At 63.1% G+C, this 14,313-nt stretch carries 12 protein-coding genes; 4 read left to right on the top strand and 8 right to left on the bottom strand.

Annotated elements, in window-relative coordinates; translation table 11 throughout:
• Positions 1-17: 17 nt before the first annotated feature.
• Complete coding sequence (gene coaD, locus M1B35_RS18435; RefSeq protein ID WP_123327656.1) at positions 18-497, top strand: pantetheine-phosphate adenylyltransferase; 480 nt, start codon at positions 18-20, stop codon at positions 495-497.
• Positions 498-603: 106 nt separating this feature from the next.
• Positions 604-855 (top strand): YfhL family 4Fe-4S dicluster ferredoxin, encoded by a 252-nt coding sequence (locus tag M1B35_RS18430; RefSeq protein ID WP_123327657.1) that lies wholly within the window; start codon positions 604-606, stop codon positions 853-855.
• A gap of 91 nt (positions 856-946) precedes the next feature.
• On the opposite strand, the gene mutM is transcribed toward M1B35_RS18430, so the two are convergent.
• Together mutM and M1B35_RS18420 are read right to left on the bottom strand one after the other, a co-directional pair.
• The gene (gene mutM, locus M1B35_RS18425; protein WP_268262715.1) at positions 947-1,759 is read right to left on the bottom strand and encodes a bifunctional DNA-formamidopyrimidine glycosylase/DNA-(apurinic or apyrimidinic site) lyase; all 813 of its coding nucleotides are present in this window, start codon (positions 1,757-1,759) and stop codon (positions 947-949) included.
• Positions 1,760-1,792: 33 nt separating this feature from the next.
• Positions 1,793-2,605: an HDOD domain-containing protein gene (locus M1B35_RS18420; protein WP_185039041.1), complete on the bottom strand. Its 813-nt coding sequence runs from the start codon at positions 2,603-2,605 to the stop codon at positions 1,793-1,795.
• Between the two features lie 217 nt (positions 2,606-2,822).
• On the opposite strand from M1B35_RS18420, the gene M1B35_RS18415 reads away from it, so the two are divergent.
• Positions 2,823-4,019 carry a class I SAM-dependent rRNA methyltransferase gene (locus M1B35_RS18415; protein WP_123327660.1) on the top strand — a complete coding sequence of 399 codons (1,197 nt, stop codon included), beginning with the start codon at positions 2,823-2,825 and terminating at the stop codon, positions 4,017-4,019.
• 56 nt (positions 4,020-4,075) lie between these two features.
• On the opposite strand, the gene M1B35_RS18410 is transcribed toward M1B35_RS18415, so the two are convergent.
• From M1B35_RS18410 to M1B35_RS18400, 3 genes are all read right to left on the bottom strand, one after another.
• Positions 4,076-5,752 (bottom strand): DUF4153 domain-containing protein, encoded by a 1,677-nt coding sequence (locus M1B35_RS18410; RefSeq protein WP_268262714.1) that lies wholly within the window; start codon positions 5,750-5,752, stop codon positions 4,076-4,078.
• 133 nt (positions 5,753-5,885) lie between these two features.
• On the bottom strand, positions 5,886-7,598 hold the full coding sequence (locus M1B35_RS18405; RefSeq protein ID WP_268262713.1) for a DUF4153 domain-containing protein: 1,713 nt from the start codon (positions 7,596-7,598) through the stop codon (positions 5,886-5,888).
• Positions 7,599-7,627: 29 nt separating this feature from the next.
• Entirely contained in the window at positions 7,628-8,206 is a 579-nt protein-coding gene (locus M1B35_RS18400) for a hypothetical protein (RefSeq protein WP_268262712.1), read from the bottom strand.
• Between the two features lie 298 nt (positions 8,207-8,504).
• On the opposite strand from M1B35_RS18400, the gene ilvD reads away from it, so the two are divergent.
• On the top strand, positions 8,505-10,346 hold the full coding sequence (gene ilvD / locus M1B35_RS18395) for a dihydroxy-acid dehydratase (RefSeq protein WP_123327664.1): 1,842 nt from the start codon (positions 8,505-8,507) through the stop codon (positions 10,344-10,346).
• A gap of 153 nt (positions 10,347-10,499) precedes the next feature.
• Here the strand turns inward: ilvD and M1B35_RS18390 are convergent, their stop codons facing one another.
• Genes M1B35_RS18390 through M1B35_RS18380 form a run of 3 tightly spaced genes read right to left on the bottom strand, consistent with a single transcriptional unit; the run spans position 10,500 to position 14,278 of the window.
• Positions 10,500-11,726, bottom strand: a complete 1,227-nt coding sequence (locus M1B35_RS18390; protein ID WP_268262711.1) for an SGNH/GDSL hydrolase family protein — start codon at positions 11,724-11,726, stop codon at positions 10,500-10,502.
• A gap of 1 nt (position 11,727) precedes the next feature.
• Positions 11,728-12,891: an SGNH/GDSL hydrolase family protein gene (locus tag M1B35_RS18385; RefSeq protein WP_268262710.1), complete on the bottom strand. Its 1,164-nt coding sequence runs from the start codon at positions 12,889-12,891 to the stop codon at positions 11,728-11,730.
• A complete protein-coding gene (locus M1B35_RS18380) occupies positions 12,878-14,278 on the bottom strand; it encodes an MBOAT family O-acyltransferase (protein ID WP_268262709.1) in 1,401 nt (466 codons plus the stop codon). Before M1B35_RS18380 ends, M1B35_RS18385 begins: the two co-directional genes overlap by 14 nt.
• Positions 14,279-14,313 lie beyond the last annotated feature (35 nt).

Here is a 14,313-nt window from a genome sequence, read left to right as displayed (position 1 = left end):
CCCGCCAGGACGACGCGATGAACCGAGTGTTGTACCCAGGTACCTTCGACCCTATTACCAAGGGCCATGGCGATCTGGTCGAACGCGCCGCGCGCCTGTTCGACCACGTGATTATCGCTGTCGCCGCCAGCCCGAAGAAAAACCCTTTGTTCCCCCTGGAACAGCGGGTAGAGCTGGCCCGCGAGGTCACCAAACACCTGCCGAACGTTGAAGTCGTCGGTTTCTCCACCCTGTTGGCGCATTTCGCCAAAGAGCAGAACGCCAATGTGTTCCTGCGTGGGCTGCGGGCGGTGTCGGACTTCGAATACGAATTCCAGCTGGCCAATATGAACCGCCAACTGGCCCCAGACGTGGAAAGCCTGTTCCTCACCCCGTCGGAGCGTTATTCGTTCATTTCCTCGACTCTGGTCCGGGAAATTGCGGCCCTGGGCGGCGACATCAGCAAATTCGTCCACCCTGCCGTGGCGGACGCCCTGACCCTGCGCTTCAAGAAGTAAGCGGCACAGCCCATCGCGCCCGCGTGCACTGCGGGCGCCAATGCGGCACAATTGCGCCCATTGGTTTTTCAAATGCCCGGGCCTGCCGCCCTGGCCGGAGTGCCCCATGTCCCTGATCATCACCGACGATTGCATCAATTGCGACGTCTGCGAACCCGAGTGCCCGAACGCCGCCATTTCCCAGGGCGAAGAAATCTACGTCATCGACCCGAGCCTGTGCACCCAGTGCGTTGGCCACTACGACGAACCGCAGTGCCAGCAGGTATGCCCGGTGGATTGCATTCCGCTGGACGAAGCCCGTCCGGAAACCGAAGAAGAGTTGATGGCCAAATACCGGAAGATCACCGGTAAGGCTTGAGGCATTTGCCGTCTTTTAGAACATTTTCGCCGGCAAGCCGGCCCCTACAGACACCACCCTTTGTAGGAGCCGACGTGTCGGCGAAGCGTTTTCAGCTCTGGCAACGCGGGCAATAAACGCTGGCCCGCTGCCCCAGCTTGATCTCCCGCAGGCCTGTACCACAGACCTTGCAGTGCTCCCCGCCACGCCCGTAGACGAACAGTTCCTGCTGGAAGTAGCCCGGCTGGCCGTCGCCACCGATAAAGTCGCGCAAGGTGGTGCCGCCCCGCTCGATGGCCGCCGCCAGGATGCGCTTGATCTCGATCGCCAGCTTCAAGTACCGCGCCCGGGAAATGCCCTTAGCTTCGCGACGCGGGTCGATGCCAGCGGCGAACAGGGCCTCGGTCGCGTAGATATTGCCCACCCCGACCACCACTGCGTTGTCCATGATGAACGGCTTGACCGCCATGGAACGCCCTCGGGACAGTTGATACAGGCGCTCGCCATCAAACAGATCGGTCAACGGCTCCGGCCCCAGGCGCACCAGCAACTCGTGGTTGAGCGGGTCCAGGCTCCAGAGCATCGCGCCAAAGCGTCGGGGATCGGTGTAGCGCAGGGCCAGGCCCGACTCCAGTTCGATGTCCACATGCTCGTGCTTGGCCGCCGGCAGCCCGGCTTCCACCAAGCGCAGGTTGCCGGACATGCCCAGGTGGCTGATCAGGGTGCCGACCTCGGCCTGGATCAGCAGGTACTTGGCCCGCCGCTCCACCAGCACAATGCGCTGCCCGGACAGGCGCACATCCAGGTCTTCGGGGATCGGCCAGCGCAAGCGCCGGTCACGCACGATCACACGGCTGACGCGCTGCCCCTCCAGGTGCGGCGCGATACCGCGCCGGGTGGTTTCGACTTCGGGTAATTCAGGCATGGGCCCCTCAGAGACTCGGCAAGCGGTAAAGAATCAGTGCGCGCCCAGTTCGCGCACGGTTTCCTTGAGGTTCTCGAAGTCGTAGTCCGACAGCCCGACATAATCCAGCACCAGCGGCCCGACAGCCTGCCACTCATGGTCCTCGGACTGGTTGCCCAGCACCCGGTAGGACGCACAGATGTGCTCGGCCATCTTGAGGATCGCCAGCAGGTTCTTCAGTTGGCTGTTGCGCGAGGACTCGTCGCTGAAGATCGCCAGGGCATTGTGGTGATTGGCGATGGCGTTGGTCACGTGCTCCGGCAGGCGCCAGGACTTGGCGGTGTAATAGCCGACCACCGCATGGTTGGTGTTGAACGCCCGGTTCTCGGTGTCCACCACGCGGTTCTGCGGCCCGGCGCTGCCGTAGGCTTCTTCCAGCACCGTCATGTAGTTGGGGAAGCGCTTGAGCATCAGCGGCACGCCACAATCGTGAAACAACCCTAAGGCGTAGGCTTCGTCGATGGCCTGGGAGCCGGTGCGCTTGGCCAGGGTCAGGCAAGTCATGGCGACGTCCTGGGCGGTGTCCCAGAAGCGGTTGAGGGTGACGATGGTCTCGTCGCTCATCTCGCCCTTGATCGACTGCGCGTTGATCAGGTTGATGATCGAGCGGCTGCCCAGCAAGTTCACCGCGCGCTGGATCGAGGCAATCTTGTTGCTCAAGCCGTAATACGGCGAGTTGACGATCTTCAACAAGGCGCCGGACAGGCCAGGGTCCTGGGAGATCAGCTTGGCGATCACCTCCAGGTCGGGGTCGGGCATGTACTGCTCCATCTGCAAATCCACCATGATCTGCGGTTGAGGCGGCACGCTGATACCTTGCAGGGCTTGCTGAATCTGCTCTTCGGAGAGTTCTTGGGACATAAGTACACACTCTGGAATAGGCGGCGATTCTAACCCCTAAAGCGCAAAAGTGGCCCACATGGACAGGAACTTTACACAACCGCCCCACCACCACAGGTCCAGCCACCCACGCGCCTGATCGCTAACGGGTTATACTCGCGCCCTTTTTTCCCGGAGCGACGTCATGTCCCTGCCAAGCCTGCGCCTCAAAGCCAATGCCGATCGCCGCCTGCGCGCCGGTCACCTGTGGGTCTACAGCAACGAAATCGATGTAGCCGCCACCCCGCTCCACGGCTTCAAGGCAGGCGACCAGGCAGTCCTGGAAGCCGCCGGCGGCAAGCCGCTGGGGATCGTGGCCATGAGCCCGAACAACCTGATCTGCGCTCGCCTGCTGTCCCGCGATGCCAAGCTGGCCCTGGACAAATCGCTGCTGGTGCACCGCATCAACGTGGCCCTGTCCCTGCGTGAGCGCCTGTTCGACAAGCCGTTCTACCGCCTGGTCTACGGTGATTCCGACCTGTTGCCGGGCCTGGTGGTGGACCGCTTCGGCGACATCCTGGTGGTGCAGCTCGCCTCCGCGACCATGGAAGCGCACAAGGACGACGTGATCGCCGCCCTGGTCCAGGTGCTCAAGCCCAGCGGCATCCTGTTCAAGAACGACTCCGCCGCGCGTGATGCCGAAGGCCTGGAGCGTTACGTGGAAACCGTATTCGGCCTGGTGCCGGAGTGGGTTGCCCTGGAAGAAAACGGCGTGAAGTTCGAAGCCCCGGTGATCCAGGGTCAGAAAACCGGCTGGTTCTACGACCACCGCATGAACCGCGCCCGCCTGGCGCCCTACGCCAAAGGCAAGCGCGTACTCGACCTGTACAGCTACATTGGCGGCTGGGGCGTGCAAGCGGCGGCGTTTGGCGCCAGTGAAGTGTTCTGCGTCGACGCATCCGCCTTCGCCCTCGACGGCGTCGAGCGCAACGCGGCGCTGAACGGCGTGGCCGAGAAGATGACCTGCATCGAAGGCGACGTGTTCGAAGCCCTGAAAGAACTCAAGGCCAGCGAAGAGCGTTTCGACGTGATCGTCGCCGACCCGCCCGCCTTCATCAAACGCAAGAAGGACATGAAGAACGGCGAAGGCGCCTACCGCCGCCTGAACGAGCAAGCCATGCGCCTGCTGAGCAAGGACGGCATCCTGGTCAGCGCTTCGTGCTCCATGCATTTGCCGGAAGACGACCTGCAGAACATCCTGCTGACCAGCGCCCGTCACCTGGACCGCAATATCCAGATGCTGGAACGCGGCGGCCAAGGCCCGGATCACCCGGTGCACCCGGCCATCCAGGAAACCCGCTATATCAAGAGCATCACCTGCCGCCTGCTGCCTAACAGCTGAGTGCAGCCCTGATGCAAAAATCCCGGCCATGTGCCGGGATTTTTTTGCTCGCCTGCTCAGTCGCGCAGGTTGTAGAGCCTCAGGTTCAACTCCACCCCGTCCACTTTCGGGACTTTGTAGCGCGGCGTCACCAGGGTGGCCTTGCCGCGACGGATCTGTTCGATCAGCAGCGGCGTATCCTGCAGGCCTTCCAGCCTGCCCGTTTCCTGCCACACACCGGGCTTTTGCTGCACAAACAGCGCCGCAGAGGACGCCCACCGGTTCCTGGAAATCAGCAAGACTTCGTCATGACCGTCGCTGTCCAGGTCCACCGCCCAGGCCACACAACCGCGCCGGCCGCACTGATTGTCGGCGCCCTGGGACTGGAGAATCTGCCCACTGCCCTCCGGCTCCGGGCTCAACCATTCGACTTTGGGCTTTTCTTCTTCCTGCGCCCAACGCTGGGTCGTTGCCTCCTGCATCCGTTCCGCCAGGCGCTGGCGGCCAGCCTCATCAAGCACCTGCCCCTCCTGCACACGCTTGAGCAACGCCTCGAACTGCTCCTCGCCCGGCTGGCCCAGGTGGTAGCGCAGCAGCCGGACATCGAACTCCTCCACCGGCGTCAGGCCATTCACCACACGCTCGACCTGATTGCGAGCACTGAACGCCAGCGGGTTCAGCAGCGGCGTGAACACCAGGATCAGCACCACAAAGCTGAGCACCGCAATCCACGGGTTGCTGCGCCGCAGGCTGCCCAGCCAGACCGGCTGCCGGGCCAGCACCGCCCACAATGCCGCCAGGCTGTGCACCAGGGCCAGGGTCACCAGGAGCATGGCCAGGAAACGCTGGGGCGTCAGGCCGTATTGATCAATACGCAACCACGTCGAATAGCCGCCCAGCAGGACCAGCAAGGGTTGGCAGAACAGACTGGCGTTGACCAGGAGCTTCAGCAGCCGGGCGTAACCCGCATCCTGCTCTCCGTCCTGGAACACACCGTTGAGCAGAAACAGGTTGGCGGCCACCAGGCACAGCAGGATGGCCGTGGAATACCCGGTGTCCCAGATCGGCTGCAGGCCACTGAACACCAGGGCCAGGGTGAAGATCACGGCAATCAGCGCGCTGAGCGGCAACAGGTAACGGCACACCGTCAACAGGATGCCCCGCAGCAGACCGATGACCTTTTCGTTCTCCAGGCCCATGCGCATGCCCAGGGAGAAGAACAGCGGAACGCTGAATGACAGAAAGTAGCGCGAGGCGAACAGTTGGCTCAGTTGGGGCATGCCCAGGATCGAGAACAACTTGCCGCACAACCACAGCAACAGGAAGAAGGCCAAAGTCACCAGGCTGGCCAGCAACACGATAAAAGCGTTGTTCCAGGCGTGCCGGAACAGGTCCTGGTAACGCGGGCACAGGCCTTCGCGGGTCGGCCAGCTGAGAATAAAGGCCGTGCCGATGTACAGCAGCACCACCGATGCCAGGTGCCAGCGAGCCCATAACCAGCTGTAGTTTTCTGTCGCATACAACGACAGGCTGAACCCGGCCATCAGCAGGCTCAAGGCGATGACCAGGCACCAGGTGCCCCGTTGCCAGGCGGCCCGGCCAAGCAGTTGCAAGTTGACCCCGCCCACCACGGCCAAGGTGCAGCAGGCAAAGGCCAGTGCAGGCACGTCATGCATCTGGCCACTGACAAACAACAGGCCCTGGACCAGGGCGATGACCAGGTAAAACAACAGCGAGTGGTTCGGCGCAGGCATTGCAAATCCTTTTGTGGGAGCGTGCGAGGGCACGAAGTCTAGGGCCAATGGCCCGTGGTCGACCAGCACCGGCCCCACGCAAGGGGAGCCAGGTGCTTAAACCATCGACCGCCAGTGTGGCGGCCTCAATCCATTACTCGCGCAGCAACGGCGTGAGCAACATGTCGCTGGACTGCAATTGCTGATAACGCGGCTGGGTCACCTTGACCCGGCCTTTGCGAATGTCTTCGATCAGCACCTTCACGTCCATGACGCCGCGCATCTGGCCCCAAAGCAGCTCGCCGTTTTCCACCCAGAGGCCATCCTCGCGCCGGGCATAAATGCGCGACGAACTCTCGGTGTCGGCGGTTACCTCAAGGGCCAGGGCAACCACTTCGGCTTGCCCGTCCAAGTCCAGGTCCACCGCCCACAGGGCACAGCCATGGGTCTCGCACGGGGAACCGGATTCCAGGCTGAGTTCGACAAACTGCTCGCTGCCTGGCGGCTTGGGCCCCAGCCACTCCAGGGGCAATTGCCGCCGCCGTGCTTGCTCCTCGGTGTATTGCTCCTTATAACTCTGGGCCTCAACGCCGATCCGCCTGCGCAAGGCCTCACGCCCATCGGCGTCCAGGATGCGCTCCTGTTCCAGATCGGCCCGCAAGGCCTCGAACGCCTGCTCGCCGGGCTTGCCCAGGTCAAACCGCAAGGCCCGGACATCGAAGGCTTCCGGCTTGAGGGCGCCCGACCGCAGGCGCCCAACTTGATCCTCGGCGCTCAGCCGCAGGGGATTGAGCAGCGGCGTATTCAGCGCCAGCAACAGGGCACAGCAAAGCACCGCCAACAACGGGTTACTGATGCGCAGGCTGTTGAGCCAGGGCTGGGAGCGCAACACCACCGCCCAGGCGGCCGCCAAGGCATAGGCGCCCACCACCAGCGTCAGCAGCACGCCCAGGAATCGTTGCGGGGACAAGCCATATTGCTCGACGCGCAACCAGCTGGAGTAAGTCGCCAACCCCGCCAGCAACGGCAGGCACAGCAGGCTCAGTTCAACCAGGCGCAACAACGGGCGCGGATAAGGCAGGGCTTGCCGACCGTCCTGGAACACACCATTGAGCAACAGCAGCACCGAACCCACCAGCACCAGCAGGATTGGCGTCGAATAGCCCGTGGCCCAGATCGGCTGCAGGCCACTGAACACCAACGCCAGGCTGAAAATCACGGTGATCAGCGCGCTGAGCGGCAACAAATAACGGCACACCGTCAGCAGGATGCCCCGCAGCAGGCCAATGACCTTTTCGTTTTCACGGCCCATGCGCATGCCCAGGGAGAAAAACAGGGGCAGGCTGAAACAGAGGAAGTACGACGAGGTAAACAGATCGCCCAGCTGGGGCACGCCAAGAATGCTGAACAGACGCCCGCACAACCACAGCAGCAGGCTGAAAGCCAGGGTCACCAGCAGCGCCAGGAGCACGATGAACGCATTGTTCCAGGCATGTCGGAACAGATCTTGATAACGCGGGCGATGGCCCTCGCGAGTCGGCCAACTGAGGATAAACGCGGTGCCGATGTAGGTCAGCACCAGCCACATGAACGGCCAGAGGCTCCCCATCCAGCCGTAGGCATCGTGGATCATTACCCAACCGGACAGCCCGGCCAGCAACAGGCTCAAGCCAACGACCAGAACCCAGGTGCCACGCTGGCGCACGTCATTGCCGAGCAGTTGCAGGTTGATCCCGGCCACCACCGCCAGCGTGCCGACGAAGGTATAGAATTCGATCCGGCGCAAGGACAGACTGACGCTCAGCAGCGCCCCCTGGACCAGAGCGATGGCGATATAGAACAACAGGGAGCGATTCAGCACGGGCATTGCAAATCCTTTTGTGAAGACAGGCAGCACTAGTGGCTCGCCGCCATAGTGTGACGCCGTAACACCGCAGCACCGCACAGGCCGATCAGGAACAGGCCCAGGGAGAACGCCAGGGTTGGCCCGGCAAAGAACACCAGCCCCTCCCAACCGCCCTTGAACGGGTCGCGGTAATGGCTGCGGGTCCAGGCTTTGAACAGGGCCTGGGCGAGCCAGGGCAATGGCAAGGCCAGTGCCACCCATAGCCCGAGCCCCAAAAAACGCCGCCAGAAGTGCGCCAGCCCGGGCAACACGGCCGCACTGATCAGGGTCAGCAGGACCAGGCCAGCCGCCACGCTGTTGAGCACCGGTAAGGTCAACGGCAACCCGCGACACGCCAGGACCAGGCCTGCCACCACCAGGGCCAAGCCCCCCGCCGCCAACCAGGTCCGCCCATGGCCGCGACGCTCCGGCAGCAGTTGCAGCAGGCAGCCACCCATCAACAGCCCCGCGCTGCTCGCGGCCATGACCCCGCCGGACAGGGTGTTGGAGAGCCAGACAGCCATCAAAAGCAAGCCCTGGGTCAGCCCCATGGCCAGGTAAAATCTCAAGGTTCGAAGCGTCGCAGACATTCCAGTTCCATTGGAGTGTGATCGGGGGGCGCGCAGTCTAACCCAGCGTCCCACCACCCGGCAGCAGGCGATCGCAAACCGCAGAGCGGCCACAACGTTCCTTCCTGACGCCAGCGGTGTAGAATCGCCGGATTCATCGCCATTCATCCCCCGGCGGGTTTATGAGCTCAGGCTGAGGCGCGCGGCGATCCCGCGGCGTCATCGGCAGCTTTCGGACACACGGCCATTTCTGAGTGTTCCCAAGGTCAATAGAAGCTCACTCCCCATTTGTTCCCTGATTAGCCGCCCGGAGTGCTCCATGCCTGATTACCGCTCGAAAACATCCACCCACGGCCGCAACATGGCCGGCGCCCGCGCACTGTGGCGCGCCACGGGGATGAAAGATGACGACTTCAAGAAGCCGATCATCGCCATTGCCAACTCCTTCACCCAGTTCGTACCGGGCCACGTGCACCTGAAAGACCTGGGCCAACTGGTCGCCCGGGAAATCGAACGGGCCGGTGGCGTGGCCAAGGAATTCAACACCATCGCCGTGGACGACGGCATCGCCATGGGCCACGACGGCATGCTGTATTCGCTGCCGAGCCGCGAGATCATCGCCGACTCCGTCGAGTACATGGTCAACGCCCACTGCGCCGACGCCATCGTCTGCATCTCCAACTGCGACAAGATCACCCCTGGCATGCTGATGGCCGCCCTGCGCCTGAACATCCCGGTGATCTTCGTTTCTGGCGGCCCAATGGAAGCCGGCAAGACCAAGCTCGCGTCCCACGGACTCGACCTGGTGGACGCCATGGTGATCGCCGCCGACTCCAGCGCTTCTGACGAGAAGGTTGCCGAGTACGAGCGCAGCGCCTGCCCGACGTGCGGTTCGTGCTCCGGCATGTTCACCGCCAACTCGATGAACTGCCTGGTGGAAGCCTTGGGGCTCGCCCTGCCGGGCAACGGTTCGACCCTGGCCACCCACAGCGACCGCGAGCAGCTGTTCCTGCAGGCCGGGCGCACCATTGTCGAGCTGTGCAAGCGCTACTACGGCGACAACGATGTGTCGGTGTTGCCGCGCAACATCGCCAACTTCAAGGCGTTCGAAAACGCCATGACCCTGGACATCGCCATGGGCGGTTCCACCAACACCATCCTGCACTTGCTGGCCGCCGCCCAGGAAGCCGAGATCGATTTCGACCTGCGCGACATCGACCGTCTTTCGCGCCACGTGCCGCAACTGTGCAAAGTCGCGCCGAACATCCAGAAGTACCACATGGAAGACGTGCACCGCGCCGGCGGCATCTTCAGCATCCTCGGTTCCCTGGCCCGCGGCGGCCTGCTGCACACCGACCTGCCGACCGTGCACAGCACCTCCATGGCCGAAGGCATCGCCAAGTGGGACATCACCCAGACCACCGACGAAGCCGTGCATCACTTCTTCAAGGCTGGCCCGGCAGGCATCCCGACCCAGACCGCATTCAGCCAGTCGACCCGTTGGGAAACCCTGGACGACGACCGTGAAAACGGCTGCATCCGCAGCGTCGAACACGCCTACTCCAAAGAAGGCGGCCTGGCCGTGCTCTACGGCAACATTGCCCTGGACGGCTGCGTGGTGAAAACCGCTGGCGTCGACGAGTCGATCCACGTGTTCGAAGGCAACGCCAAGATCTTCGAAAGCCAGGACAGCGCCGTGCGCGGCATCCTCGCCGACGAAGTGAAGGCCGGCGACATCGTGATCATCCGTTACGAAGGCCCGAAAGGCGGCCCGGGCATGCAGGAAATGCTGTACCCGACGTCGTACCTGAAGTCCAAGGGGCTGGGCAAAGCCTGTGCCCTGCTGACCGACGGCCGTTTCTCTGGCGGCACCTCGGGCCTGTCCATCGGCCACGCGTCTCCAGAAGCCGCTGCTGGCGGTGCCATCGGCCTGGTGCAGGACGGCGACAAGGTACTGATCGACATTCCGAACCGCTCGATCAACCTGTTGATCAGCGACGAAGAGCTGGCCGCACGCCGGATCGAGCAGGACAAGAAAGGCTGGAAACCGGTCGAGAAGCGTCCACGTAAAGTGACGACCGCGTTGAAGGCCTACGCCCTGCTGGCCACCAGCGCCGACAAGGGCGCCGTGCGCAACAAGGCCATGCTCGACGGCCTGTGATCGCCCCCGCCCGGAAATGAAAATGCCCCGCCAAGTGCGGGGCATTTTTTTTCAGCAACCATCACCTGAACACACCCCTGCGTAGGAGCCGGCTTGCCGGCGATAAACCCTCAAGCCGAGCGCCAATCGTTGGCAAGCCAGCGCCCACAAGGCTTAGGGCATGCGTTCGCCCAGTTGTCCGCGCAGGTAGCGGTACAAACCGTCGGCGCTTTTGCGGTAACCCTCGGCGCTCAGGTGCACCAGGTCATTGCGCGCCAGCTCGCTGGCCTGCCATTGGCGGATGGAGCAATCACCGCCCATAAAGGCCTGCCAGTCCCAGAACAGTGTGCGGTTGCGCTGGGCCATGTCCTTCTGGATCTGAATCACCTGGCGCAACGGCTGGGGCTGAGCGGCGGCGCAGCTGCCGGCGCCGCGGCGCTTGATCGAGTCCGGCGGGCCCACCAGCACAATCACCGCCTTGGGCAGGTTCTGGCGCAGCAGGTTGACCTTGTCCTGCAACTGGCTGCGGTACAGGGCCAGGTCCAGGTCGTCATCAAAGGCCTCGTTGGTGCCATAGGCCAGCACCACCATGTCCGGGCGCAGTGCCTTGAGACTGTCCATCCAGCCCGGCTGCCACTTGTCTTGCACGTCCAGTCGGGCGCCGTTGATGCCCAGGGACGAATAAATCACCCCGGCGCTCTTCTGGGCGAGGATGTTCCAACCGCCCAGGGCCAGCCCCTGGTCACTGCCGACGCTGAAGTCTGCCGGCAATGTCAGGTTGTTGAACGGCGGGCTGAAGCGCCATTGCCCACCGGTCGCGGCGAGCATGCGGCTGGCCTTGTTGCGGTTGTCCCGGGCATTCAGGCTGCTGTTGCTGGTGGCCGAGTACAGCGCGGAGATCCGATATTGCTGGGTGCTGGGCTGGCGTTCGGCGATGTTGACCCGGGCGCCCGGGGTCATCGGCAATGACAGGTAGCCGCCCAGGGGGAACTGGTTGCTTTGTTGATTGCGCGCCGACACCAGCGACCATTGGCGCTTGGCAACGTTGAGGATCACCCGCTCATAGCGCGTACCGGGCACCGGTGTTGCGGCAATGAAACCGATGCCGCCATCACCGTATTGGGCTTGCAGCAACCGGCGCATTTCGCCGCTGAACAGATCGGCCGCCGTGTGCGAATCGCCCAACTGGACAATGCTGATAGGCGTGCGGTCAGAGGTCTTGAGTTTGCGCGCCAGGCCCGCGAGGTTGGGGTCACTGCCCAGCACCGGTTGAGGTTTCTTCGCACTCGCTCCTGCCTTGCCCTGGAGCGTGGCCGGCGTCGCCTGGACTTCGGCAGTCGGGCTGCAGCTGCACAGCAAAGTAATGCTCAGCAACAGCGCGACGCCCTGCAGTCGGCCCATGTCAGTGCTCCGTCAATTGTGGGGTGGGAAATTGGATCAGGGACAGCACCCCCTCGGCGATCAACTTCTGCCCCGTGGGGGTGAAATGGATGCCGTCGTCAACGCGGGTCTTGACCTTCTTCTGGCCGTTGGCGGTCAGGTAATAGGAAAACGTGTCGTTTTCATAGCCCAGGATCCGGTTGGCCGAGACAAAGTGCTGGTGGTAAAGCTCGATCTGGCTTTTATAGAGCTCATTCAAGTACGCCATAGCCGCCGACAGCTTGGCTTTTTCCATGTTCGGCGGGCCGACCCAGATCACCTGCACGCCGCGGTCACGGGCAACGTCGAGGATCGAGTCGATGCGTTGCCGGTAGGCCACTTCCCAGTCCGGGTGTTTGAAGCGCAAGAACGGCTTGCCTTTGCCATCGGGCATGTCCCAAGGGTCGTTGGGGCCCAGGAAAATCACCATCAGGCGGATCTTCGGGTTGGCCGCCAAGGTGCTCTCGACCGTCTTGGGCCAGTTGAAGAAGTTGGGGTAGGCCAGCCCGGTGCTCTGCCGGCTGAGGTTGGTGCTTTTCACGTTGTAGCGTTTGCGCAGGGTGTTGGCCATGTGTGGCGCCACGCCCTGCATCAGCGAGTCGCCGACAAAAAACACTTCATCACCTTCCGCCAGGGTGACCACCAGCGGCAGGGCCGGAGGTGCCGGGTGCGAGGTCTCCACAACGGTGGCCGGCGCCGGCGCTTCGACGTCCGGCGCAGGCAGCCCATGGGCGACCGGCACGGTCTCGTGTGTCGGCTCGTGTGTCGCTTGATGCGCGGCTTGATGGCCAGCTTCATGCTGCGGCTCGGGCTGCGGCTCAGGCTCGACCGCCAGGCTCGGCAACGGCGCCAGGGGTTCATCCTCGGACGCGGCCTGCGCCTGGGCCATCAGGTTCACGTCGAAACGGCCGAAGAAGGCCACGCGGGCCTCCTCCAACTGCTGGTTGAGTTGGGCCCCCAGGCGCCACTCGGGGTTTTGCGACAGCGCCGGGATGTCACAGCCGTCGTGATACTTCTGCTGGCAGTACAGGCGAATGGAGTTCTGGTTGAACCAGAACAGCATCAGGCTGATGACCAGGATGGCGTACAGCACTTTGGCGGCGCCGGTGTGGCGGCGCAGCAAGGAAGAACGCTTAGAAACTGGCATAGATAAACCCCGGCACGCCCGACGGTGAAGCAAAAATGACCAAACCTATAAACAGCCCCACCGGCAGCGGATACAGCAGCCACGGCAGGCGGGTACTGGCCTCGAACACCCGGCGCAGCAGCGCCACGACAAGGGGGTAGAAGGCCACGAACAGCAGGCAGCCCAACAACACCGCACCGTCACGGGCCAGCCCGGCCAGGGACAGGCCGCCCAGGCCGGCGAACATGTCCAGGGCGTCGCTGAAGGTGGCGCAGCGGAAGAAGATCCAGGCCAAGGCCACGTAGTGGAAAGTCAGCAGGCGCGCCAACAGGTCGCCGACCAGGCCACTCGAGCGCTCCGGCAACCAGGAACTGCAGAGTTTGTAGAGCGCCAACCCGACACCGTGCAGCGCGCCCCAGATAATGAAGTTGGCGCTGGCGCCGTGCCACAGCCCGGAAATCAGCATGGCCAGCAGCATGTTCAGGTTGCCACGCCATACGCCACGGCGATTGCCCCCCAGGGGGATGTAGACGTAGTCGCGGATAAAGGTCGACAGGCTGATGTGCCAGCGCCCCCAGAATTCTTTGAGGTTGCGCGCGGCGTAGGGGTAGTTGAAGTTCTGCGGCAGGCGAAAGCCCAGCAACAGGGCAATGCCAGTCACCAGGTCGGTGTAGCCGCTGAAGTTGAAGTAGATCAGGAACGAATAGCCGTAGACGCTGCGCAGGATCTGTTCGGCGCTGAAGCTCACCGGGCTGTCGAACACCGGGTCGACCCATTCGTTGGCCAGCCAGGAACTGAGGAAAAACAGCTTCACCACCGCCAGGGCGATCAAGCCCAGGGCGCGTTGGGGTTCCAACACCTCACGCAGTTGCGGCGGACGAATCTGCGGCAGCATGTGGCTGGCGCGGTTCACCGGGCCGGCGATCAGGCTGGGGAAGAACGCCAGGTACAGGGCCAGGTCCAGGGGTGAGCCGGGTTGCATCTCGCCCCGGTTGATCGACACCAGGTAGCTGACCGAATGGAAGGTGTAGAACGACAGTCCCACCGGCAGCAGCACTTCCAGCAACGGCAGTGACACTTCAAGCCCGAACTGGGCCAGGCCGGCCTGCACGCTGCTGGTAAAGAAGTCCTGGTACTTGAACAGGTAGAAGCAACCGAGCACCAGCAGCAGGATCAAGCCGTTGACGAAAGTGCGTCCGGGGTAACACCGAGCCAGGTGGCCAAGCCCGTACACCAGGGCGCTGTAGCCCAGCAGGATGTAGAGGAAGTCCAGGCTGAAACTGGCGAGGATGCCGTAACTGGCCGCCAGCAACAGCAGGTTCTGCAAACGCAGACTCCAGCACAGGCTCCAATACAGGACAAAGAACAGGATGAAGCAGAGGCCGAATTCGATCGAGAGGTAGCTCACAACGTATTCCATTACGCGCAGTCGGAAGGGAGCCC

Source organism: Pseudomonas morbosilactucae (assembly GCF_023241665.1).
GTDB classification, from domain to species: Bacteria; Pseudomonadota; Gammaproteobacteria; order Pseudomonadales; family Pseudomonadaceae; genus Aquipseudomonas; species Aquipseudomonas morbosilactucae.
The sequence above is the reverse complement of the archived record's forward strand: the minus strand, read 5'-3'. Positions and strand labels throughout refer to the sequence as shown.